The 20,344-nt window shown below is 69.3% G+C and carries 20 protein-coding genes and 1 pseudogene; 9 read left to right on the top strand and 12 right to left on the bottom strand.

Translation table 11 applies throughout. The features are described 5' to 3' along the window. Positions 1-16: 16 nt before the first annotated feature. The 4 genes from KUTG_RS32340 to KUTG_RS32325 form a co-directional block, all read right to left on the bottom strand. Positions 17-1,165 (bottom strand): acyl-CoA dehydrogenase family protein, encoded by a 1,149-nt coding sequence (locus KUTG_RS32340; protein ID WP_043722169.1) that lies wholly within the window; start codon positions 1,163-1,165, stop codon positions 17-19. Between the two features lie 4 nt (positions 1,166-1,169). After that, positions 1,170-3,119: an acetyl-CoA carboxylase biotin carboxylase subunit gene (locus KUTG_RS32335; protein WP_043722166.1), complete on the bottom strand. Its 1,950-nt coding sequence runs from the start codon at positions 3,117-3,119 to the stop codon at positions 1,170-1,172. A 2-nt stretch (positions 3,120-3,121) separates the two neighbouring features. Further along, positions 3,122-4,726: a carboxyl transferase domain-containing protein gene (locus tag KUTG_RS32330; protein ID WP_043722163.1), complete on the bottom strand. Its 1,605-nt coding sequence runs from the start codon at positions 4,724-4,726 to the stop codon at positions 3,122-3,124. A 79-nt stretch (positions 4,727-4,805) separates the two neighbouring features. After that, complete coding sequence (locus KUTG_RS32325; protein WP_043722161.1) at positions 4,806-5,594, bottom strand: SGNH/GDSL hydrolase family protein; 789 nt, start codon at positions 5,592-5,594, stop codon at positions 4,806-4,808. A 178-nt stretch (positions 5,595-5,772) separates the two neighbouring features. Here KUTG_RS32325 and KUTG_RS32320 point away from each other — a divergent pair, with 178 nt between their 5' ends. Beyond that, positions 5,773-6,360 carry an SACE_7040 family transcriptional regulator gene (locus KUTG_RS32320; RefSeq protein WP_052395653.1) on the top strand — a complete coding sequence of 196 codons (588 nt, stop codon included), beginning with the start codon at positions 5,773-5,775 and terminating at the stop codon, positions 6,358-6,360. A gap of 1 nt (position 6,361) precedes the next feature. Here KUTG_RS32320 and KUTG_RS32315 read toward each other — a convergent pair whose 3' ends face one another. Together KUTG_RS32315 and KUTG_RS32310 are read right to left on the bottom strand one after the other, a co-directional pair. Further along, a complete protein-coding gene (locus KUTG_RS32315) occupies positions 6,362-6,598 on the bottom strand; it encodes a hypothetical protein (protein ID WP_043722156.1) in 237 nt (78 codons plus the stop codon). Continuing rightward, positions 6,571-6,798, bottom strand: coding sequence for a hypothetical protein (locus KUTG_RS32310; RefSeq protein WP_052395652.1), 228 nt, complete (start codon positions 6,796-6,798; stop codon positions 6,571-6,573). The genes KUTG_RS32315 and KUTG_RS32310 overlap by 28 nt, the downstream gene beginning before the upstream one ends. 75 nt (positions 6,799-6,873) lie before the next feature. On the opposite strand from KUTG_RS32310, the gene KUTG_RS32305 reads away from it, so the two are divergent. The 3 genes from KUTG_RS32305 to KUTG_RS54140 all read left to right on the top strand — a co-directional run bounded on the left by KUTG_RS32305 (position 6,874) and on the right by KUTG_RS54140 (position 10,598). Continuing rightward, a complete protein-coding gene (locus KUTG_RS32305; RefSeq protein WP_369794537.1) occupies positions 6,874-7,737 on the top strand; it encodes an RNA polymerase sigma-70 factor in 864 nt (287 codons plus the stop codon). A 67-nt stretch (positions 7,738-7,804) separates the two neighbouring features. Further along, positions 7,805-8,884 (top strand): NAD(P)/FAD-dependent oxidoreductase, encoded by a 1,080-nt coding sequence (locus KUTG_RS32300; RefSeq protein WP_043722153.1) that lies wholly within the window; start codon positions 7,805-7,807, stop codon positions 8,882-8,884. A 568-nt stretch (positions 8,885-9,452) separates the two neighbouring features. Further along, the gene (locus KUTG_RS54140) at positions 9,453-10,598 is read left to right on the top strand and encodes an HNH endonuclease signature motif containing protein (RefSeq protein ID WP_052395651.1); all 1,146 of its coding nucleotides are present in this window, start codon (positions 9,453-9,455) and stop codon (positions 10,596-10,598) included. Positions 10,599-10,637: 39 nt separating this feature from the next. Here KUTG_RS54140 and KUTG_RS32290 read toward each other — a convergent pair whose 3' ends face one another. Beyond that, positions 10,638-11,729, bottom strand: a complete 1,092-nt coding sequence (locus tag KUTG_RS32290) for a Nickel transporter NicT (protein WP_043722150.1) — start codon at positions 11,727-11,729, stop codon at positions 10,638-10,640. 141 nt (positions 11,730-11,870) lie between these two features. Continuing rightward, positions 11,871-12,389 (bottom strand): hypothetical protein, encoded by a 519-nt coding sequence (locus KUTG_RS54135; RefSeq protein WP_052395650.1) that lies wholly within the window; start codon positions 12,387-12,389, stop codon positions 11,871-11,873. A gap of 199 nt (positions 12,390-12,588) precedes the next feature. Between KUTG_RS54135 and KUTG_RS32280 the strand changes: the two genes are divergently transcribed. Both KUTG_RS32280 and KUTG_RS32275 read left to right on the top strand, forming a co-directional pair. Beyond that, a complete protein-coding gene (locus KUTG_RS32280) occupies positions 12,589-13,431 on the top strand; it encodes a hypothetical protein (RefSeq protein ID WP_043722148.1) in 843 nt (280 codons plus the stop codon). Positions 13,432-13,486: 55 nt separating this feature from the next. Beyond that, on the top strand, positions 13,487-14,008 hold the full coding sequence (locus tag KUTG_RS32275) for a hypothetical protein (RefSeq protein WP_043722146.1): 522 nt from the start codon (positions 13,487-13,489) through the stop codon (positions 14,006-14,008). A gap of 197 nt (positions 14,009-14,205) precedes the next feature. Here KUTG_RS32275 and KUTG_RS32270 read toward each other — a convergent pair whose 3' ends face one another. Both KUTG_RS32270 and KUTG_RS32265 read right to left on the bottom strand, forming a co-directional pair. Next, positions 14,206-14,559, bottom strand: a complete 354-nt coding sequence (locus KUTG_RS32270; protein WP_052395649.1) for a hypothetical protein — start codon at positions 14,557-14,559, stop codon at positions 14,206-14,208. Between the two features lie 125 nt (positions 14,560-14,684). Beyond that, entirely contained in the window at positions 14,685-15,293 is a 609-nt protein-coding gene (locus KUTG_RS32265; protein WP_043722144.1) for a hypothetical protein, read from the bottom strand. A 382-nt stretch (positions 15,294-15,675) separates the two neighbouring features. On the opposite strand from KUTG_RS32265, the gene KUTG_RS54130 reads away from it, so the two are divergent. Continuing rightward, the gene (locus KUTG_RS54130) at positions 15,676-17,319 is read left to right on the top strand and encodes a TIR and AAA domain-containing protein (RefSeq protein WP_052395648.1); all 1,644 of its coding nucleotides are present in this window, start codon (positions 15,676-15,678) and stop codon (positions 17,317-17,319) included. Next, on the top strand, positions 17,319-17,522 hold the full coding sequence (locus tag KUTG_RS61890; protein ID WP_052395647.1) for a hypothetical protein: 204 nt from the start codon (positions 17,319-17,321) through the stop codon (positions 17,520-17,522). The genes KUTG_RS54130 and KUTG_RS61890 overlap by 1 nt, the downstream gene beginning before the upstream one ends. On the opposite strand, the gene KUTG_RS32250 is transcribed toward KUTG_RS61890, so the two are convergent. Both KUTG_RS32250 and KUTG_RS32245 read right to left on the bottom strand, forming a co-directional pair. Next, positions 17,488-18,549, bottom strand: a complete 1,062-nt coding sequence (locus KUTG_RS32250; RefSeq protein ID WP_232241077.1) for a homoserine O-acetyltransferase MetX — start codon at positions 18,547-18,549, stop codon at positions 17,488-17,490. The two genes, KUTG_RS61890 and KUTG_RS32250, sit on opposite strands and share 35 nt — an antisense overlap. Positions 18,550-18,590: 41 nt before the next feature. Beyond that, positions 18,591-19,889 (bottom strand): bifunctional o-acetylhomoserine/o-acetylserine sulfhydrylase, encoded by a 1,299-nt coding sequence (locus KUTG_RS32245; RefSeq protein ID WP_043722141.1) that lies wholly within the window; start codon positions 19,887-19,889, stop codon positions 18,591-18,593. Between the two features lie 189 nt (positions 19,890-20,078). On the opposite strand from KUTG_RS32245, the pseudogene KUTG_RS61885 reads away from it, so the two are divergent. Further along, positions 20,079-20,344: pseudogene (locus tag KUTG_RS61885) on the top strand (DivIVA domain-containing protein); the annotation flags it as partial.

The raw sequence follows: 20,344 nt of genomic DNA, 5'->3' as shown, positions 1-20,344 counted from the left end.
TCTTGAGCCCCGGACCCTACAGGCCCAGATCGCGAGCGATGAGCATGCGCTGCACCTCGCTCGTACCCTCCCCGACCTCGAGAATCTTGGCGTCACGGTAGAAGCGCCCGACCGGGTACTCGTTCATGAAGCCGTAGCCGCCGAAGATCTGGGTGGCGTCCCGCGAGTTGTCCATGGCCGCGTTGGACGACACCAGTTTGGCGATGGACGCCTCCCGCTTGAACGGCTCGCCGCGCAGCATCTTGTCGGCCGCGTGGTGGTAGGCCAGCCGCGCGGTGTGGGCCCGGGTCTCCATGTCGGCGATCTTGAACTGGATCGCCTGGTAGGTGCCGATCTTGTGGCCGAACGCCTCGCGCTCCTTGACGTAGCGCAGGCACTCGTCGACGCAGCCCTGGGCCAGGCCCACACCGAGCGCGGCGATGGCGATGCGGCCCTCGTCGAGGATGCGCAGGAACTGGGCGTAGCCCCGGCCGCGCTCGCCGAGCAGGTTGGCGGCCGGCACGCGGACGTCGGAGAAGGACAGCTCACGGGTGTCGGAGGCGTTCCAGCCGACCTTGGAGTACTTCTTCGACACGGTGAAGCCGGGCGTCCCGGACGGCACGATGATCGAGGAGATCTCCTTGCCGCCGTCGGCCCGCTGCCCGGTCACGGCGGTGACCGTGACCGCGGCGGTGATGTCGGTGCCGGAGTTGGTGATGAAGCACTTGGAGCCGTTGATCACCCAGGTGTCGCCGTCGAGTTTGGCGGTGGTCCGGGTGGCGCCGGCGTCGGAGCCGCCGCCGGCCTCGGTCAGTCCGAAGCCGGCCAGCGCCTCGCCCGAGGTCAGGCGGGGCAGCCACTCCCGCTTCTGCTCCTCGGTGCCGAAGCGGAAGATCGGCATGGCGCCCAGCGAGACGCCGGCCTCCAGCGTGACCGCGACCGAGGAGTCGACCCGGGCCAGCTCCTCCAGGACCAGGCAGAGGGCGAAGTAGTCGCCGCCCATGCCGCCGTGCTCCTCGGGGAACGGCAGGCCGAACAGGCCCATCCGGCCCATCTTGGCCACGATCTCGTACGGGAACTCCTCCCGCTCGTAGAAGTCGCCGATGACCGGCGCGACCTCCTCGCGGGCGAACTCCTCGACCGTCTTGCGCAGCGCCTCGTGCTCGGGGCTGATCCTGGTGTCCATCTCGTCACTCCTGTAGGGGTGCAACCACCGCGAGCTGCTGACCGAGCCGAACCTGTTGGCCCGCGTGCACCGCCAGCTCCGCGACCGCGCCATCGATGGGCGCGACGACCGTGTGTTCCATCTTCATGGCCTCGACGACCAGCAGCGGCTGGCCGGCGTTGACCCGTTCGCCCGCGGCCACCTTGAGCAGCAGCACCGTGCCCGGCATGGGGCTGGTGACCGCGCCGCCGGCCGCGCCGGCCGCGCCCTTGCGGGACAGCTGTTCCGGCTCCTGGAGCGGCCAGTTGCCGATCCAGGTGATCTCGCCGTCACGGGCGTGCCGGTACGACCGGGTCACACCCGCGCAGCGGACGTGGAGACGATTGCCGTCGCGCCAGGCGCCGGCCTTGACCGGCTCGCCGTCGCCGACGACGACTTCGGCGTCGGATGCCCGCCCGCGCAGGCGTACGCGCGCCGGCTCGTCGCCGGGCGCGCCGATCAGCCAGGTCGTCCAGGCCGGCTCGCCCATCCGCCACCCGCCGGGAATGTCCCACGGGTCGACGGTTTCACCCTGCGGCTCCAGCGCCAGCGCCCGCTCCAGGGCCGCCGCGACGAGCACGTCCTCGGGCATCGGGTTGGCGACGAGGGCTTCCAGCTTGCGTTCCACCAGGCCGGTGTCGAGGCGTCCGGCGACGACGTCCTCGTCACCCAGCAGGGCCCGCAGGAACGGGATGTTCGTGGTGACGCCCTGGATCGTGACGTCGCCGAGGGCCGACCGCAGCCGGCGCAGCGCATCGTCTCGTGTGGACGCGTACGCGATGTGCTTGGCCAGCATGGGGTCGTAGTCGCTGCCGACGACCGAGCCCTCGGAAACCCCGGAATCCACGCGAATCCGGCCGGTCGGCTCCTCCAGCGCCAGCAGCGTGCCGCCGGTGGGCAGGAAGCCGTGAGATGGGTCCTCGGCGTAGATGCGGGCCTCGACGGCGTGGCCGGTGAGCCGGATGTCCTCCTGTGTAAGGGAAAGCTTCTCCCCGGCGGCCACCCGCAGCTGCTGCTCGACGAGGTCGACGCCGGTGACCAGCTCGGTCACCGGGTGCTCGACCTGGAGCCGGGTGTTCATCTCCATGAAGAAGAACTCGTCGGGCCGGTCGGCGGAGACGATGAACTCCACGGTGCCGGCGCCGCTGTAGCCGACCGACGCGGCGGCGTCGGCGGCCGACTTCCCCATGCGCGCACGGGTTTTTTCGTCCAGGAGCGGCGAGGGCGCCTCTTCGATGATCTTCTGGTGCCGGCGCTGGAGGCTGCACTCCCGCTCGCCCAGATGCAGCACCGTGCCGTGGTTGTCGGCCAGGACCTGGATCTCGATGTGCCGCGGGTTGAGCACGAAGCGCTCGGCCAGCAGCGTGTCGTCGCCGAAGGAGTTCCGGGCCTCGCGCTGGGCCGACTCGATGGCAGCCGGCAGCTCGTCGAGCGAGTGCACCAGCCGCATGCCCTTGCCGCCGCCGCCGGCGGAAGGCTTGAGCAGCACGGGAAAGCCGATCTCGGCCACCGCGTGCTCGATGTCGTCGCCGAAGGCGCCCGGCACCACGGGCACGCCGGCGGCGGTCACGGTCTGCTTGGCGCGGATCTTGTCGCCCATGGCGTCGATCGCCGACGGCGGCGGGCCGACGAACACCAGCCCCGCCTCGGCGCAGGCCCGGGCGAAGGCCGCATTCTCGGCCAGGAAGCCATATCCGGGGTGCACGGCCTGGGCCCCGGTTCGGAGAGCGGCGTCGATGATGCGCTCGATCGACAGGTAGCTCTCGCGCGCGGCGGCCGGCCCGATGCGCACGGCGACGTCGGCCTCGCGCACGTGCCGGGCGCCCTCGTCGGCGTCGCTGTACACGGCGACGCTGCGAATCCCCATGCGTCGCAAGGAGTTCGTGACGCGGACGGCGATCTCGCCGCGGTTGGCGATCAGTACGGTGTCGAACATGCTCACATCCTGAAGACGCCGTAGCGGACGGGAGGCAGCGGCTCGTTGGCCGCGGCGGACAACGCCAGACCCAACACGGTCCTGGTGTCCTTGGGGTCGATCACGCCGTCGTCCCACAGCCGGGCGGTCGAGTAGTACGGGTTGCCCTGGCTCTCGTACTGGTCCCGGATCGGCTGCTTGAACGCCTCTTCGTCCTGCATGGACCATTCGTCGCCGAGCTGGTCGCGGCGGACCGTGGCCAACACGGATGCCGCCTGTTCGCCGCCCATGACCGAGATCCGGGCGTTGGGCCACATCCACATGAACCGGGGCGAGTAGGCCCGGCCGCACATCGAGTAGTTGCCGGCGCCGAACGAGCCGCCGATGACCACCGTGAACTTGGGCACCCGGGCGCAGGCCACCGCGGTGACCATCTTCGCGCCGTGCTTGGCGATGCCGCCGGCCTCGTACTCGCGGCCGACCATGAAGCCGGAGATGTTCTGCAGGAACACCAGCGGGATGCCGCGCTGGTCACACAGCTCGATGAAGTGCGCGCCCTTGACCGCCGACTCGCCGAACAGGATGCCGTTGTTGGCGATGATGCCGACCGGGTGGCCGTGGATCCGGGCGAACCCGGTGACCAGCGTGGTGCCGTACTCCGACTTGAACTCCGCGAACCGGCTGCCATCGACCACGCGGGCGATGACCTCGCGCACGTCGTAGGGGGTGCGGGTGTCGATCGGGACCACGCCGTAGAGCTGCTCGGGGTCGACGGCCGGCGCCTCGGTCGGCGTGACCTCCCACGGCTTGGCCACGCGCGGGCCGAAGGTGCCGACGATCTGCCGCATGATCCGCAGCGCGTGCGCGTCGTCCTCGGCGAGGTGGTCGGTCACTCCGGAGGTGCGCGAGTGCAGCTCGCCGCCGCCCAGCTCCTCGGCCGTGACGATCTCGCCGGTGGCCGCCTTCACCAGCGGCGGGCCGCCGAGGAAGATCGTGCCCTGGCCGCGCACGATGATCGCCTCGTCGCTCATCGCCGGCACGTACGCGCCGCCCGCGGTGCAGGAGCCCAGCACGGCGGCGATCTGCGGGATGCCCCGGGCGGACATGGTGGCCTGGTTGAAGAAGATCCGGCCGAAGTGCTCGCGGTCCGGGAACACGTCGTCTTGCCGGGGCAGGAACGCGCCGCCGGAGTCCACCAGGTAGAGGCACGGAAGGTTGTTGTGCAGCGCCACTTCCTGGGCGCGCAGGTGCTTCTTGACGGTGATCGGGTAGTAGGTGCCACCCTTGACCGTCGCGTCGTTGGCGACGATCACGCACTCGCGGCCCTCGACCCGGCCGACGCCGGTGATGATGCCGGCGGCCGGGGCCTGGTCGTCGTACATGCCGTTGGCGGCCAGCGGGGAGAGCTCCAGGAACGGCGAGCCGGGGTCGAGCAGCGAGTCCACGCGGTCGCGCGGCAGCAGCTTGCCCCGTTCCACATGGCGGATGCGCGACTTCTCGGGGCCGCCCAGCGCGGTGTCGGCCAGCCGCGACCGCAACTGCGCTACCAGCTCGGCGTGTTCTTTGACGTTGCGCTGGTAGCCCGGATCGGTCGGATCCGCGGCGCTGGCCAGTGCCGGCGCGACCATGACGCTCCTCAGCTGTTAGCGACCGTTAACCCAGGTCTCCAGGTTAGCGGTCGCTAACAGCTTCGTCCAGTCAGGCCACTCAGCCGGTCACGGCCGTGAGCGCCGGCAGGTAGCCGCTGGCGTAGCCCGACGAGTTCGGGTGGTAGGAGTTGACCACCGGCCAGGTCACGCTGTTCAACCACGCCGCCGACGAGCAGATGCCGTGGTTGGCGAACGCGGTGCGGACGTCGACGAACCGGAAGCCGTGCCGGCTCGCTGCGGCCGAGATGGCCGTGTCCAGGGCGTCCGCGCCGCTGTTGATGTAGCCGCGGGAGGTGTCGCTCAGGCCCACGCTGCACGAGCCGCCGAGCTGGTAGAAGCGCGGGTAGCCCACCACGTAGACCGTCGCGTTGGGGGCGTGGCCGCGGATCGCGTTGTAGGTGTTGTCCAGCAGGCCGGGCAGGGTGCTGCTGACGTAGGCCTTGGCCTTGTTGACCGCCGTGTTGCAGCCCGAGTCGCCGCCGACGATGCAGGACTCCATGGTGCTGGAGAAGCCCGCGTCGTTGCCGCCGATGGTCACCGTGACCACGGTGTTGGCCGAGCTCAGCGAGCCGACCTGGCTGCTGATCACGTCGCTGGTTTTTGCGCCCGAGCAGGCGACGTCCGTGAACGCGGACGCCGAGTGCGCGGCCGCCCACAAGCTCGGGTAGCCCTTGCTGCTGCGGTCGCAGCTGTTGTCGTACGAGCTCTGGGTGCCGACACCGGACGCGTAGGAGTCGCCGACGGCGGCGTAGTTGACGGCAGCCGGCGCCGCATGGGCGACGGCTGTTGTGGACAGTGCGGCCGCGACGGCGACCGCAAGGCAGGGGAGGGCACGAGACAGGCGCATGGCAGGGAGGCCTCTCCGTTGAGGTGTGCCGGGGCCGGATAATCGTTGCAGCAACAAGGTTTCCACCGGAAGAGTTCCGTCAAGAGTTGATGACATATTCGCCTTTTGGGCACGAAACTCCCCCGGTCACTCCACCGTTCGATACCGCGGTTAGCGATCGTTAACTTGCTCGTCTACCATCGGTGGCGTGCCGTTCGCCGAACAGACCGCGCCGCCGAGCCGGCGGGAGCAGATCCTGGCCGCCGCCGCCGAGCTGTTCGCCCGGCACGGCTTCCACGGCGTCGGCATCAACGACATCGGCGCGGCCGTCGGCATCTCCGGGCCCGCCCTCTACCGGCACTTCCGCAGCAAGGACGCCGTGCTCGGCGAGATGCTCACGTCCATCAGCGAGCTGCTGCTGTCCGGCGCGCAGGCCCGCGTGCGCGAGGCCACCGACGCCGAGAACTCGATCAGCACGCTCATCCGCTGGCAGGTCGACTTCGCCCTGGACCACCCCGCTCTGATCACCGTGCAGGAGCGGGACCTCGGCAACCTGGCCGACGCCGACCGGCAGCGGGTGCGGGCCCTGCAACGCCGATACGTCGAGGTCTGGGTCACCACCATCCGCCGTGCCCGGCCCGAGGTCGGCGAGCCCGCCGCCCGCGCCGCCGCGCACGCCCTGTTCGGGCTGATCAACTCCACGCCGCACTCGGCCCACCTCGACCGGGCCCAGATGTCCGACCTGCTGGCGGCCATGGCCTACGCCGCCGTGCACTCCCTGACCTGACTCACCGGGCCACACTCAGCGCCAGGCGGCTCAGGCAACCGGCCAGCTCCACCGGCTCGGGACGGCGCAAGCTCCTCGTCGCCGTCGAGGCGGGCCGCCAGGACTCCACGAACACCCGGGTCCACGTGCGCTCCACCGGGAACTGGAGGAACAGGGTGGCCGAGAGGCTGTCGGCGACCGGCTCCACGCGGTGGATCTGGCTCACCGTCATCATCGACCGCGCGCCGACGCCGGCCATGCGTCGAACAGCTCGTGATCGGGCATGGCCTGCGTTCCTTCCAGGTCGCTGATGGTTCTGGCCACCGTGCGCACCAGCACGTCCAGGTGCTCGCGTTGGGCCAGCAGGCGCTCGCGGTGGTCACGCAGCGCCGCGAGCCGGTCGTGTTCCCCGTCGAGGATCCGGGCGATGGTCGGCAGATCCATGTCCAGCTGCCGCATCAGCAGGATCTCCTGCAGCCGCAGCAGTAGGGATTCTCGCTACAAGAGGGTCAAGTCACGCCTAGAATCGGCCGCGTGGCGGACTTCGAGCAGCACCGGGCGCGCCTGTTCGCGGTCGCCTACCGGCTGCTCGGTTCGGCCGCCGAGGCCGAGGACGCCGTGCAGGACACCTACCTCCGCTGGCATGCCGCCGTCCAGGACGAGATCCGCGAGCCCGCCGCGTGGCTGACCAAGGTGCTCACCAACCTCTGCCTGACCAGGCTGACCTCCGCGCGCGCCCGCCGTGAGAGCTATGTCGGCCCGTGGCTGCCCGAGCCGCTGCTCACCGCATACACCCCGGCCGACCCGTTGGAGCTGCGCGAATCAGTGTCGATGGCCTTCCTGCTGCTGATGGAACGCCTCACTCCGGCCGAGCGGGCCGTGTTCGTGCTGCGCGAGGCGTTCGAGTACAGCCACCGCGAGATCGCCGACGTGCTCGACCTGACCGAGGCCAACTGCCAGCAGCTCTACCACCGCGCCAAGCAGCGCGTGGCCCAGGACCGGCACCGCTACGACGCCGACGGCACCGAGAAGCTCCGCATCACCAAGAACTTCCTCGTCGCCGCGCGCAGCGGGAACATGGCCGCGCTGGAAGGCATGCTGGCCGAGAACGTCGTCGCCTGGGCCGACGGCGGCGGCAAGCGGCAGGCCGCACGCAAGCCCATCCGCGGCCGTCAGCGGGCGGCGGTGTACCTCAACTGGCTGGCCGGCAACGTCGACGGCCTGGAGATCCGCGTCGATGAGGTCAACGGCGAGCCCGCCATCCTTGCGCTCATCCACGGCGAGCTGTCGGTCGTGATCAACCTCCAGATCGTCGACGGCCTCATCACCGACTTCCGCGCCGTCGTCAACCCCGACAAGCTCACCCACGTCGCGCAGCAGGTGACGCAGCCCACATAGCCGCCCTGTCAGGAATCGGGCCGCTGCCCGGTTCAAGTCCCGTCATCACAGTTGAAGGGACTTGGACATGACCACCATCGTCGTCATCGGGGCCGGCTACTCGGGTCTCATCGCCGCCCACCGCCTGGCCCGTCGCACCGACGCTCGCGTGACCCTCGTCAACGCTTCGCCGCATTTCGTCGAGCGCATCCGCCTTCACCAGCACGCCGCAGGCGAGGGCCTTCGCGTGCGTCCGCTGGCCGAGTCCGTGCGGGGCACCGGCATCGACCTCGTCATCGGCCGGGTCCAGGCTCTCGACCCCGTTGGTAAGACGGTCGACGTCGACGGCCGTCTGATCGGCTACGACACGCTGGTCTACGCCCTCGGCAGCATCGCCGACGACCACGGCATCCCCGGCGTCGCCGAGAACGCGTTCACCGTCTCCGACCACACCGACGCCACCCGGCTTCGGGAGTCGTTGCCGCGCAAGGGCACCGTCACCGTCATCGGCGGCGGCCTCACCGCCATCGAGGCCGCCACCGAGCTCGCCGAGCAGCACCCCCACCTGCACGTCCGCATCGTCGCCGGCCACGCCCCCGGCAGCCGCCTCTCCGCCCGGGGACGCCAGCACCTGGGCCGGGTGTTCGCCCGCCTGGGCATTGAGGTCCGCACCGGCGCCCGCGTCGCCAAGGTGTTGGCCGACAGCGTCGTGTTGACGGACGGTGTTGAGCTGCCGACGGACGTTACCGTGTGGACCACGGGGTTCCGTGTTTCGCCGGTGGCTGCCGATGCCGGGGTCGAGACCGACCACAGTGGACGGATTGTGGTCGACGGCACTCAGCGGTCGGTCTCACATCCTGACATCTATGCCGTCGGGGACAGCGCGGTCGTTCGGGTGAACGGGCAGGAACTGCGCATGGCCTGCGCCACCGCCGAGCCCATGGCCGAGTACACCGCCAAGGCCATCGCTGCCCGGCTGCGCGGGCAGGAGCCTCGGGCGTTTGGTTACCGGTACCACATCCAGTGCATCAGCCTCGGACGGCGGGATGGGCTGGTGCAGGTGGTCGACGCGTTGGACCGTCCCAAGGAGAGGGTCATCACGGGGCGAGTCGGTGCGCTGATCAAGGAAGGGATTGTGCGTGGTGCTGGTTGGGCGGCGTTGAGGTAGGGGGTTGAGGGTGGGGGTTTAGGGGGTGAGGTTGAAGGGCTGGGGGGCTGGGCGGCTGGGGGTGCGGTGGTTGAACCTGGTGTTGTTGGTGTTGCGCGGTGTTGATGCGGTGGTGTGGTGGTGCGTCGGGTGTCCGCACCGCGCGGTTGCCGGTCGGCTGGTGGCCAGGTATGGCAGAGAAACGGCCGCCGTCGCCTGGAAATCGGTGGCCACACCCCTCCCTGACCGTCGCTGGCTCTTGAGCCCGGTGGTGCGTCGGGCGTCCGCACCGCGCGGTTGCCGTCTCCGCCTATACAACAATCATTCTCTCTTCGGCATGCGGTGCTGGAGTAGAGGGGCACGAGGTGGGCGTGTGAGCTGGTTGCGTTGCGCGACAAGGGTTGGGTGGGGTGCGCGCGTTTACAGAAGGCTTGGGACGGGCCGGAAGGTGGGGACTGATCTCCGTGAAGGAAGCGTTGTAACGGAGGGATGGAAGGCGCTTTCCTGTGAGGGGTCCGAAGGCCGCCACGATCGTGTATAGGTTGGTGTGTAACGGAAGTCGATCACATAAGGGTAGTAGAATGGGGGTATGTCAGCGAATCCTGAATTCCCTGTCGACACCGAAGGGTGGCAGTACGGCGAACTGGAGCTGTGGCAAGCGGGCAAGGAAGCCGAAGCCCTGTATCGGGCGCTCTACATCCAGCAGCTGGAGCGGGTGTGGGAGGTGTGGGACCGGTCGTGCAGGTCGAAGGAGGACCGGACCTCGATCGTGTCGTCGATGGTGCTCCACTGGCGGCTCACGGTCAGGGAAGCGCGTGAGCGGCTTCGGTTCGCGGAGTTGTTCCACAGCGAGGCGATCCGCGAAGCGGGTCGCGACGGGGCGTTGGATCGGCAGCATCTGAAGATCATCCACGAGACGCTGAGGACAGCGCCGGCGGTCGAGCGGGACCGGGTCGAAGCATCACTGTTGGAGAACGTCCAGTTCGACGAGGGCGAGTTCAAGAACATCGCCCAGCGGATCCTGTTCCACCTCAACCAGGACGGCAAAGCCCCGGATGACCGCGAACTGCGGGCACCGAAGCGGGAGTTCCGCTTCGAACGCAAGCTGGACGGCAGCATGGTGTTCTGGGGAAGGCTCGACCAGGAGTACGGGGCGAAGATCGCGGCGATGCTCAGTGCGCTGGCCAAGCCCACCTCGGGCACAGACCCCCGAACCACCGCCGAGCGGCAGGGAGATGCGTTCGCGGAGATCATTGAGCTGGCCTCCCGCAGTGAAGGCCTGCCGGAGCAGGGCGGCGAGCGCCCCCATCTGACGTTGTCGATGTCCTTCCAGGACTTCATGGACAACACGGGTGTGGCGAAGGTCGAGGGCGGCGGCGTGATGAGCGCGGCGGAGGCTCGTCGGATCGCCTGTGACAGCACGGTGATGCGCCTGGTGTTGGGAGCCGGTAAGGAGATCCTGAATGTGGGTCGGCAGCAGCGGACGGCTCCGAAGGGGATCCGCAAGGCGCTGATCGAGCGGGACGGCACTTGTGCGTTCCCGGGATGTCAGGCGGAGCCGGCGCGGTGTCACGCCCACCACGTGGTCGAGTGGGCTAACGGAGGGCCGACCAGCCTGGACAACATGGTGCTGCTGTGCGGGGCGCATCACCGATTGATTCACCACAGTCGGTGGACGGTGAAGATGGTGGACCACAGGCCGGTGTTCTCGGACGGGCTGGGGGAAACGGCATAGAGCTGGCGCGAAACCCGGCTCAGGCAAGGGGGAACGGCACTAGGAAGGCTTGACTTCCCAGCGCTCCTCGATGCGGCCGAAGCGCCAGACGGCCAGGGCGACGAGCCAGGTGACCACGAAGAGACCGACGATGACGTAGCCGACGACGTTGAGGTCGAGGGTGTCGATCCAGCCCAGGACGCCGGTGGTGACCTCCAGCTTCTCGGCCAGTAGCTGGAAAAGCTCGATGAGGCCGATGACGAGGGCGACCACGACGGACAAGCCGGTGACGGTGATGTTGTAGAAGACCTTGCGCACGGGCTTGGCGAAGGCCCAGCCGTAGGCGAAGTTCATGAAGCAGCCGTCGATGGAGTCGAACAGGCTCATGCCGGCGGCGAAGAGGACGGGCAGCGTCAGGATGGCGTACCAGGGCAGGGAAAACGCGGCGGCGCCGCCGGCCAGGACCAGCAGGGAGACCTCGGTGGCGGTGTCGAAGCCGAGGCCGAACAGGAGGCCGGTGGGGTACATCTGCCACGGGCGGCTGATGGCCTTGGTCAGGCCGCGCAGGATGCGGTTCATGAAGCCACGCTCGTCGAGGCGGCGCTCCAGCTCGGCCTCGTCGAACTCGCCGCCGCGCATCCTGCGGAACACCTTGATGATGTGGGCCATCACCACCAGGTTGATGACGCCGATGAGCACGAGGAAGACGCCGGAGACGAGGGTGCCGACCAGGCCGGTCCAGCTGTGCAAGGGAGAACCGTCGTCGGAGACCTCGCCGGCCAAGGCCCGCACACCCAAGGCGAGCAACACGCACAGACCGAACACGACAGAGGAATGACCGAGAGAGAACCAGAAACCGACCGACAAAGGGCGCTTGCCCTCGGACATCAGCTTCCGGGTGGTGTTGTCGATGGCGGCGATGTGGTCGGCGTCGAAAGCATGGCGCAGACCGAGCGTGTACGCGGTGAGCCCGAGCCCGATGCCGAAGACCTGGCCGTTGCCGATCTGGTAGTTGGCCGGCGAGATGAGGAAGATCAGCGAACCCCAGCCGATCACGTGCAGGGCGAGCACGAAACCCGCCATGCCGCCGATGCTGGCCCACTCCGACCGGTCGAGCGGTCGGGTCCGATCGGGCCGCAGGGTGTCCGCCATGTCGCCGCCTCTTCCAGGCTCGGGAAAACAACAGGCAAGATTCTGGTACCTGCAACCCTTTTGCGACAGCGTTCAACGGCGGAGAATTCTCACATCGGGCGGTCCGGCGCGGCGTTACCGGACCGCTGCGTCACCGTGCGATCACGGCGAGTAGCACTTGTGCGTGCTGGTGTTGAAGATCGGCGTCGTGTCCACCGTCAGGTTGGACGCCGGGTTGACGATCACCGAACCGCTGCGGGTCAGCTTGTCCTCACAGCCGAGGATCGCCGAGTTGGTCGAGTTGCCGGCCCACATGTCGATGTGGCGCTTGCCGCTCTTCCAGTCGGAGATACAGGCGGCGCAGCTGTCCTCCATGATGAAGTACTTCTTCAGGTACGAGTAGTACACCCGGGTGCCCGGCGCCAGCTCGGAGCTGCTGGTGGCGAACGTGACCGGGTTGCTGTACGTGCCCGTGCCGCCGGCCTTCGAGTGGATCTGCGGATAGGCGATGTCGGCGCTGCCGGGCGGGTCGTTGTCCAATGCGCCGTACAGCGTCACGTACATGGTGTACGTGGTGCTGTGCGGTGTAGCGGCAGCTTGGGCGGTGTTGGCTTCAGCAGGGGCGGCTCCCGCGATGAGCAAGCCGATGCCGAGCAGGGCAGCGAGCAGCTTGCTTGTCATGCACACCTCCTCGATTCACATATATGGTTAGGAAACTTCCCTAACTCAGCCGAGGGTAGGAGCGCGTCCACGGTCACGAGAAGCCCGGATCGTTCACAGTTATCCGTCCCGTCACGGACAGGATCGCGAAAATTCTTCAGATTCCTGCCCTGAACTGGTACGTCTTGCCCGGCCGTCCGCTGAGGGAAGGGTTGGGCTCATGGGCAGGAAGACGCTGGCCGCCGCGCTGGCGGTGGCGATCGCGGTGATCGTGCCGGGCTTCGCGCACGCCGACACCGGGGCCTGGGTGATCCAGGGCTCCGACCACGCGCGAGCGCTGGACGAGAGCCAAGGGCTGGCCACGGTGGTCCGGCCGAACTCCAGCTTCATCCAGTACACCGGCCTGTCCACGGTGCCGATCGGGGACTCGGTCAAGGGCTGGAACCACGTGGGCGACCCGGGTTCCCGGCTCGGCTACTACATCGAGCCGTACCAGAGCGACAACAACGGGGCCAAGATGTTCCGCGTGCAGGCCCCCGACGGCAGCTGGTCGGAGTACACGCACAAGCTGGAGTCGTGGGAGGCGCTGAACAACTCCTTCGCCGCGGTCTCGCCCGACGGGCAGTGGCTGGTGTCCGGCGAGTGGGGCACGATGGATCGCCTGCTGGTCTACCCGATGCCCGGCGTCCGGTTCACCACGCCGAGCCAGAACCTGCCGTACGGCTTCGCGATTCGCCCGGACCACCCGATTCGCGACGTCCAGGGCTGCGACTTCACCTCCCCCACCCAGCTGCTGTGCGCGTCGGACGACCCGGACGGATCGCTCTACGGCATGACAAAGCCGTTGCTGCAACTGGATCTGAGCGGCCCGCTGGGCGGCGCCGACGTGACGGCCCACGTGAGCGCTCTCGGTCAGCTGCCCCTGCAGAGCGGGTGCAGCGGCACGTTCGAGGTCGAGGGCATGGACTACGACACGCGCGACGGCACCCTGCGCGTGATCGTGATGTCGCCCGGCTTCTGCGTGCTCACCGACTCGAAGACCTGGCGTTTCAAGCACTCCTGAACCCGGACGGCCGATTGGATCACCGCCGGTCGCGGTTGTGTTGCAAGATGGGCCGGTGGACCCACAGGATCCGGACCGACGACAGCGGATGGTCAGCACGGCGGGTGAGGCGCTCGCCGCCGCCCAGGCGGGCGACGACGGCGCCGCGATCAGCCTGCTGACCACCTTCGTCGACACGTCGCCCGCGGGTGATGTGGACGGCAAGGAGCTGGTCCTGATGCTGTTCCGCGAGTGCAGCGAGATGGTCGCCGCGCTCGGCTCCGGCGGGGCCACCCCGGTCAAGATGCAGGTCTACGACGCCGATGGCCAGGAAGTCTCCATCGATGACGCCGACCCGCCGGTGCGCACCGCGGTCCGCACCCTGCTCGCCGAGGTGCACGGCGACCAGGACGCGGCCCGCGCGCAGATCGACATCGCCCTGAGCACCGCCGACCCGAGCGAGGTGGCGGCGGTGGTCATGCAGGCCCTGCGCTGGACGATCCGGCTGGCCACCGAGTGCACCAACCGCGACCTCCCGGTGGCCGCCTGGATCGCCGAGGCCCTCGAAGCGGACGAGGACCCGGCCGCCGAGGACTGAGCTTTCGCCGCGCGTTCCGCGCGGGGCTCGGCCCCCGGGTAGCCGATGCCTCGCCCTTGCCGGATTTCGCCCGCCGCATCGGCCCAGGTGGGTGCGCGCGTCAGGTGGCGGCGGCCGAAATCCGCCAACCAGGCGAAACATCGGCGGGGCCTCGCACTCTCCTATGTCGCGGGTATTTCACACCATGTCCCGGGTCATCACGTCCCGCCGATCAAGGGCTCGATCTGCATGGCGTCGTGGAGGTCGGCGGCCAGCTCCAGCAGGACCCGGCGGGTGTCGGCTACCTCGGCACGCAGCACGTCCACCTGCTCCCAGGCGCGCTCGTGCATGACGACGCTGTCGCCGGGCAGGCGGGCGGCCTCCCACTCGGCCAGGGCGGGGTGCCACTTGGTCAGCAGCGGGCGGAGCACGGTGTTGACCATCTCCACGGCGATGCCGGCGAAGGTGACGCCGCCGGCGCGGCCGCGCGGGGCGAGCTCGGGACCGTACTTGCGCAGGATGTCCCGGGTGCAGGCGAAGAGCGAGTAAATGCTGTTCAGTTCCTCCCTCACGATTCCGGCCCCCGGTTTTTGTTCCACGGTCGTAATCCTGGTGGCGAGCTCGACATACAGCTCCCACGCAGCCTCTCGTTCTCTCGGTGATGGCGTCCACACGCCGCTCACCCGGCTTCGCTGACTCACGGAGAAGCTCCTCCACTCAAAGGCCCGTGCGCGGCCGATCGATAACCGTCAACCCGTTGCTCGGGAATGGGCGTGACCGGGCCGGTGCGGGGCGGAGAGGACGGACTGGGCAGATTGTTGATCTCGTCGTTGCGGGCGCGTTCCCTGATCCGCTCGATCTCCGCGAGGTAGCGGCGACGGCGCTCGGCGTCGGAGGCGCCGAGCTGGTCGGGGTCGTCGACGAGCTTGCGGACCAGGGTGTAGACGCTGGACTCGTGCAGGCGGTACTTGCCGTAGTTCTCCTCGGCCTTGAAGGTCCTGTGCAGGCCGAACACCACCGCGCCGAACACGGACAGGGCCTGCACGAGCAGCCGCGAGCCGTTGCCGTCGGTCACGTACGGAATCAGGAACGGCAGCGACAGCGAGATCAGCACGGTCCAGCCGACGGCATAGAAGTGGGCCGCGCCGTACAGCCAGGCCCGGCGCTGCCAGACCCGCAGCACGGGCACGGTCCGCCGATAGTGGGCGGCGGCCCAGTCGCGCAGTTCCGGACCGATCAGGTCGGCGTCCGCGAACGGTCCGTCCGCGCCGCCGCCGGCCGTTGCGACGGTAAATTTCGGTCGCATGTAGGCCGCAATCGCGACCGCACTGGATATAGCCAGAACGGTCACGCCACAAAGCCCCACAACCCACGGGTCTATCACCACACACCCATCCCTGACGGTGTCAAGTGCGGGAGCGTAGCCCCTGTGCAAGTGCATTGCCCATAGTCACGCACCGCAGCCGAATCCCGTATAAGAGGGAAAGCCGACATACAGTGATCCGGCCCCGGCGAACGGTGGAGGACTGCCGACAGCAGGTCGACGACCCACCGTGACGGCATGCCATGATCCGTCACGCCGAGTAGCGCTACGGCGTGAATTATGGCAAGCAGGTGGCTTGCGATTCACCCGTCCGTCAGGCTCGACACTGTCCCCCATCGGAGTTAACCGAAGGAGGCCGGGACGGATGGCCCACGATGTGTTCCTGAGCTACTGCCGGTCGGACACCACGCCCGCCGAGGCGCTGGCCGCGGAGCTGCGCGCCCGGGGGCTGCGGGTGTTCCAGGACGAGGTCGGCGTGCACCGGTTCGACTCGGTGTCCCGGACCATCCTGGCCGAGCTGGGCCGCTCCCGACTGCTGCTCGCCTACTACTCCCAGACCTATCCCACGCGCCGCGCCTGCCAGCAGGAGCTCATCACGGCTTTCCTTGCCGGACAACGGGAAGGCGATCCGCTGCGGCGGGTGCTGGTGGTCAATCCGGAGCGCGGCACCGGGCACATCGAGCCGATCGAGCTGAGGGACGCCCGATTCTGGAGCCCGTCGGCCGAGCTGCGCCATCTCACCGAGGCCGTCACGCGCAAGGTCGACGAGCTGCCGACGACCATCGGCGCCGTGGACCACGGCCGCGTCCCGCTGTCGCTGCCGGCCCCGGGCCATCGGCCGCCGCCGAAGTTCGTCGGTCGCACGGCCGAGCTGTGGCGGCTGCACTCGGCCCTGCACCCGCAATCGGCGACGTTGACCGAAGGCGGCGGCGAGCCGGTCGCCGTGGTGCACGGTGTCGGCGGCATCGGCACGTCCTCCCTGGTCGCGGAGTACGCGCGGCAGTTCGGGGCGACCTTCCCCGGCGGCGTGTTCTGGCTGTCGGCCGGGGATCCGTGGCCGGAGCAGCTGACGGCCATCGCGGAAGCTTTAGGGGCCAACGGAAATGGTCACGCCGCCGATCGGGTGGCCTTGGCCCTGGACCGGAGCCGGGAACCCAGCCTCTGGGTGGTCGACGGCGTGCCGGCCGGGCTCGAACTGGACGAAGTCCGCCGGCTGCTGTCCCCACACCCCACCGCCGCCAGCGTGCTCACCACGACCGACGCCAGCTACGCCGAGCTCGGCACGGGCGTGCCGGTCCCGGAACTGCCGGCGGCGCAAGCGATCAAGCTCGTGCTGAACCAGGTCGAGACCTTGGCCCCGGGCGACCGCGAGTCGGCGCACAAGCTGGTGGACGCCGTCGGCGGGCACCCGGGAGCCCTGCTGGACCTGGCCGGCTCGGCCCGGTCGGCGGGCCTGGACTCGGTGCGGCGGCGGCTGTTCTCCCGGGACTGGCCGGTGTTGGAGGCGACCGCGAAGCGGCTGCTGGCCGAGGTGGACGCGGCCGGCGACGCCGGTCTTGACGTGCTGCGCGCGGTGGCGGCGTTCGCGCCGGAGCCGATGCCGTTACCCGTTCTGGATGGTCTTGGCCCGGTCGGTCTGGCGGTCGACCGGCTGGCCAGGCAGTCTGTGGTGCGGCTGGTCGGCGGAGGCGCGTTGGAGGTACCGGCGGTGGTCGCACACGTGATCGGCACAGCGATCCCGATCCGGCGCGGCACGAGCGGGTCAGCGCGGCCGCGCTGGCCGGCCGCCGCGAGCGGGACGACTTCGCGGTGGACGAACGCGAGCGGGCGGCGGCGTTCCGGGTCCAGGTCGAGCTGGCGCACCGGGTTCCCGTGCGGCCGCTGGGCGGCGGCGGCCTGCGGGAGGCGATCTCCTCCCTGCACAGCATCTTCGCGTTCACCCGGGAGCAGCTGCGGGAATGCGGCCCCGATTCGTCGCAGCGCTTCGGTGAGGTCGCGGAGCGCCTGATGGAGGAGGTGCTGCGGCCGTTCCTGTCGGAGTGGCACCCGGCGCTGCGGCGCTACGAGGACCGCACGCAGTTCGACGACACGGCCTGGGATCCGACCGCCGAACTGCGCAACGCCCTCGACGCGCTGCGGGAACCGCTGCTGGCGGTGATCCGGGACCTGAGCCGGATCAGCGGGAACCCACACGGGACTCGCTACCTGTGAACAACTCCCGCACCATCGCGGCGATCTGCTCGGTCTCGATGAGAAACGCGTCGTGCCCGTACGGCGAGTCGATCACCCGCACGCCGTCCGCGCCGGGAATGCCGGCGGCCAGTTCCTGCTGCTGCGCCAACGGATACAGCCGGTCCGTGGTCACGCCGCCGACGACCGTCCGGGCCGTCACACGACCTAAAGCGGCCTTCACGCCACCACGCCCGCGACCGACGTCGTGGGAGTTCATCGCCTCGGCCAGCACGACGTAGCTGCCGGCATCGAAGCGCCGCACCAGCTTCTCGGCATGATGGTCCAAATAGGACTCGACGGCGAAGCGGCCGTCGCCCTGCGAATCGCGGCCGAACCGAGCCGACAGCTCGGCCTCGCTCCGATACGTGATGTGCGCGATCCGCCTTGCGACGCCAAGTCCGCGGGTGGGCCCCTCTCCGCAACCGTAGTAGTCGCCGCCGTGCCACCCGGGATCGGACCGAATGGCCTCAAGCTGCGGATACGTCCACGCGATCTGGTCGGCCGAGGACTGCGCCGGACAAGCCAGCAGCAGCAACGACTCCACCCGCTCCGGCGTGGAAGCCGCCCACTCCAACGCCCGCATCCCACCCATCGAACCGCCGATCACGGCGGCCCACCGGTCGATGCCCAACGCGTCGGCCAGGGCCACCTCGGCGGCGACCTGATCTCGTACGGTCAACGACGGAAACCGGCTGCCCCAGGGCTTTCCGTCGGGGCTGACCGAGGACGGCCCGGTGCTCCCCCGGCAGCCGCCCAACACGTTGGGCGCCACTACGAAGTACCGCGACGGATCGAGAACTCCGGGCTGCACCAGGGAATCCCACCAGCCGGCGGTCGGATGCCCCGGCCCGGCGGGACCGGCGACATGGCTGTCGCCGGTCAGCGCGTGCAGGACGAGGACGGCGTTGGACCGGTCCGGGGCAGGAGCCCCCCACGTCTCATAGGCGAGTTGGACGGCGGGCAGCTCGCCTCCGCGCTCCAGCGGCAGGGGGCGGTCCAGCCGCACCCACTGCCGCCGGCCGGGCGGATCGTTCTCCGTGAGGGGAGTCAGAGCGCGGCCTTCGCGGCCCGGAACCCGGCTTCGAGGTCCGCCTTGAGATCCTCGACACCTTCCAGGCCGACCGACAGGCGCACCAGACCCGGTGTCACGCCGGTGACAAGTTGCTCCTCCTGCGTCAGCTGGGAATGAGTGGTGCTGGCCGGATGCACGATGAGGCTGCGCACGTCGCCGATGTTGGCCAGCTGGCTGAACAACTCCGTGCCGTCCACGAACGCCCGGCCGGCCTCGGCGCCGCCGCGCAGCTCCAGGGACACGATCGCCCCCGCGCCGCCCGGCAGGTACTTGCGCGCCGCCTCGTGCCACGGGCTCGACGGCAGGCCGGCGTAGTGCACGGTCTCCACCTCGTCCCGCTGCTCCAGCCACTCGGCCAGCGCCTGGGCGTTGGCCACGTGCCGCTCGATCCGCAGCGACAGCGTCTCGATGCCCTGGAGGATGAGGAAGCTGTTCTGCGGCGCGATCGCCGCGCCGGTGTCGCGCAGCAGCTGCACCCGCAGCTTGGCCGCGAACGCCCCGTGGCCGAGCGCCGGCCAGTAGCGAAGGCCGTGATAACTCGGGTCGGGCTCGTTGTAATCGGGGAAACGATCCGCGTGCGCCCCGAAATCGAACTTGCCGCCGTCCACCACCACGCCGGCGATCGCCGTGCCGTGGCCGCCGAGGAACTTGGTCGCCGAGTGCACGACGATGTCGGCGCCGTGCTCCAGCGGCCGCACCAGGTACGGCGTCGTCACCGTGCTGTCGATGACCAGCGGCACCCCGACCTCGTGCGCGACGGCGGCGACGGCCTCGATGTCGAGCACGTTGCTACGCGGGTTGCCGAGCGTCTCGGCGAAGAACAGCTTGGTGTTGGGCCGGACCGCCGCCCGCCACTCGTCCAGGTTGTCGGGGTCGTCGACGAAGCTGACCTCGATGCCCAGCTTGGGCAGCGTGTAGTGGAAGAGGTTGTACGTGCCGCCGTACAGGGACGCGCTCGACACGAAGTGGTCGCCGGCGCTGGCCAGGTTGAGGATCGCGGCCGTCTCGGCCGCCTGCCCGGACGCGAAGGCCACCGCCGCGACCCCGCCCTCCAGGGCGGCGATCCGCTGCTCCAGCACGTCCTGGGTGGGGTTGTTGATGCGGGTGTAGATGTTGCCGGCCTCGGCCAGGCTGAACAGGGCGGCCGCGTGGGCCGTATCCCTGAAGACGTAGGAGGTGGTCTGGTAGATGGGCGTGGCCCGGGCCCCGGTGGCGGGATCGGGCGCGGCGCCGGCGTGGATCTGACGGGTCTCGAACGACCAGGAAGAAGGCATGGGTGTGCTCCGGTGCGAGGGGGTGAGGTGGGGGAGGTCAGCCGTGAGCGCGACACGCCATGCTGGTGACGCGCACGTAGTCCACGTGCCGGCGGGACACCAGGAGGGCCATGGGCCCGACGCTAGACGGGCCAGGTTCACCCGAGAAGGCCCGTCACCCAGTGGGACAAGAGGGAGTAGGTTTGCCTCATGGCGCCGGCCGAGAACCGAGACATCACCCAGTCGATTCCCAGCTTCACGGTCGCCATGCGTGGCTATGACCGTATGGAGGTCGAGACCCACCTCAAGCGCATCACCTCGGAAGTGCGGCTGTTCGCCGCCGACCGGGATGCCGCGCTGCGTCAGGCCGACGAGCTGGCCAAGCAGCTCGACCAGGCCCGTGCGCGCATCGAGGAGCTCAAGGGCCAGGTCGAGCAGGTCCGGCAGGCGCCACCGCCGCCACCGCCCGCGCGTGA

This window comes from Kutzneria sp. 744, from assembly GCF_000568255.1.
Classification (GTDB): Bacteria; Actinomycetota; Actinomycetes; order Mycobacteriales; family Pseudonocardiaceae; genus Kutzneria.
The sequence above is the reverse complement of the archived record's forward strand: the minus strand, read 5'-3'. Positions and strand labels throughout refer to the sequence as shown.

Coding starts and splice junctions, on each gene's coding strand:
- KUTG_RS32315 (WP_043722156.1), bottom strand. CDS start 6,598: ATGGCCGGCGTCGGCGCGCGGTCGATGATGACGGTGAGCCAGATCCAC.
- KUTG_RS32325 (WP_043722161.1), bottom strand. CDS start 5,594: ATGCGCCTGTCTCGTGCCCTCCCCTGCCTTGCGGTCGCCGTCGCGGCC.
- KUTG_RS32335 (WP_043722166.1), bottom strand. CDS start 3,119: ATGTTCGACACCGTACTGATCGCCAACCGCGGCGAGATCGCCGTCCGC.
- KUTG_RS32290 (WP_043722150.1), bottom strand. CDS start 11,729: ATGGCGGACACCCTGCGGCCCGATCGGACCCGACCGCTCGACCGGTCG.
- KUTG_RS32245 (WP_043722141.1), bottom strand. CDS start 19,889: ATGCCTTCTTCCTGGTCGTTCGAGACCCGTCAGATCCACGCCGGCGCC.
- KUTG_RS32280 (WP_043722148.1), top strand. CDS start 12,589: ATGGGCAGGAAGACGCTGGCCGCCGCGCTGGCGGTGGCGATCGCGGTG.
- KUTG_RS32330 (WP_043722163.1), bottom strand. CDS start 4,726: ATGGTCGCGCCGGCACTGGCCAGCGCCGCGGATCCGACCGATCCGGGC.
- KUTG_RS32265 (WP_043722144.1), bottom strand. CDS start 15,293: ATGCGACCGAAATTTACCGTCGCAACGGCCGGCGGCGGCGCGGACGGA.
- KUTG_RS54140 (WP_052395651.1), top strand. CDS start 9,453: ATGTCAGCGAATCCTGAATTCCCTGTCGACACCGAAGGGTGGCAGTAC.
- KUTG_RS32340 (WP_043722169.1), bottom strand. CDS start 1,165: ATGGACACCAGGATCAGCCCCGAGCACGAGGCGCTGCGCAAGACGGTC.
- KUTG_RS54130 (WP_052395648.1), top strand. CDS start 15,676: ATGGCCCACGATGTGTTCCTGAGCTACTGCCGGTCGGACACCACGCCC.
- KUTG_RS61890 (WP_052395647.1), top strand. CDS start 17,319: ATGGAGGAGGTGCTGCGGCCGTTCCTGTCGGAGTGGCACCCGGCGCTG.
- KUTG_RS32310 (WP_052395652.1), bottom strand. CDS start 6,798: ATGCGGCAGCTGGACATGGATCTGCCGACCATCGCCCGGATCCTCGAC.
- KUTG_RS54135 (WP_052395650.1), bottom strand. CDS start 12,389: ATGACAAGCAAGCTGCTCGCTGCCCTGCTCGGCATCGGCTTGCTCATC.
- KUTG_RS32300 (WP_043722153.1), top strand. CDS start 7,805: ATGACCACCATCGTCGTCATCGGGGCCGGCTACTCGGGTCTCATCGCC.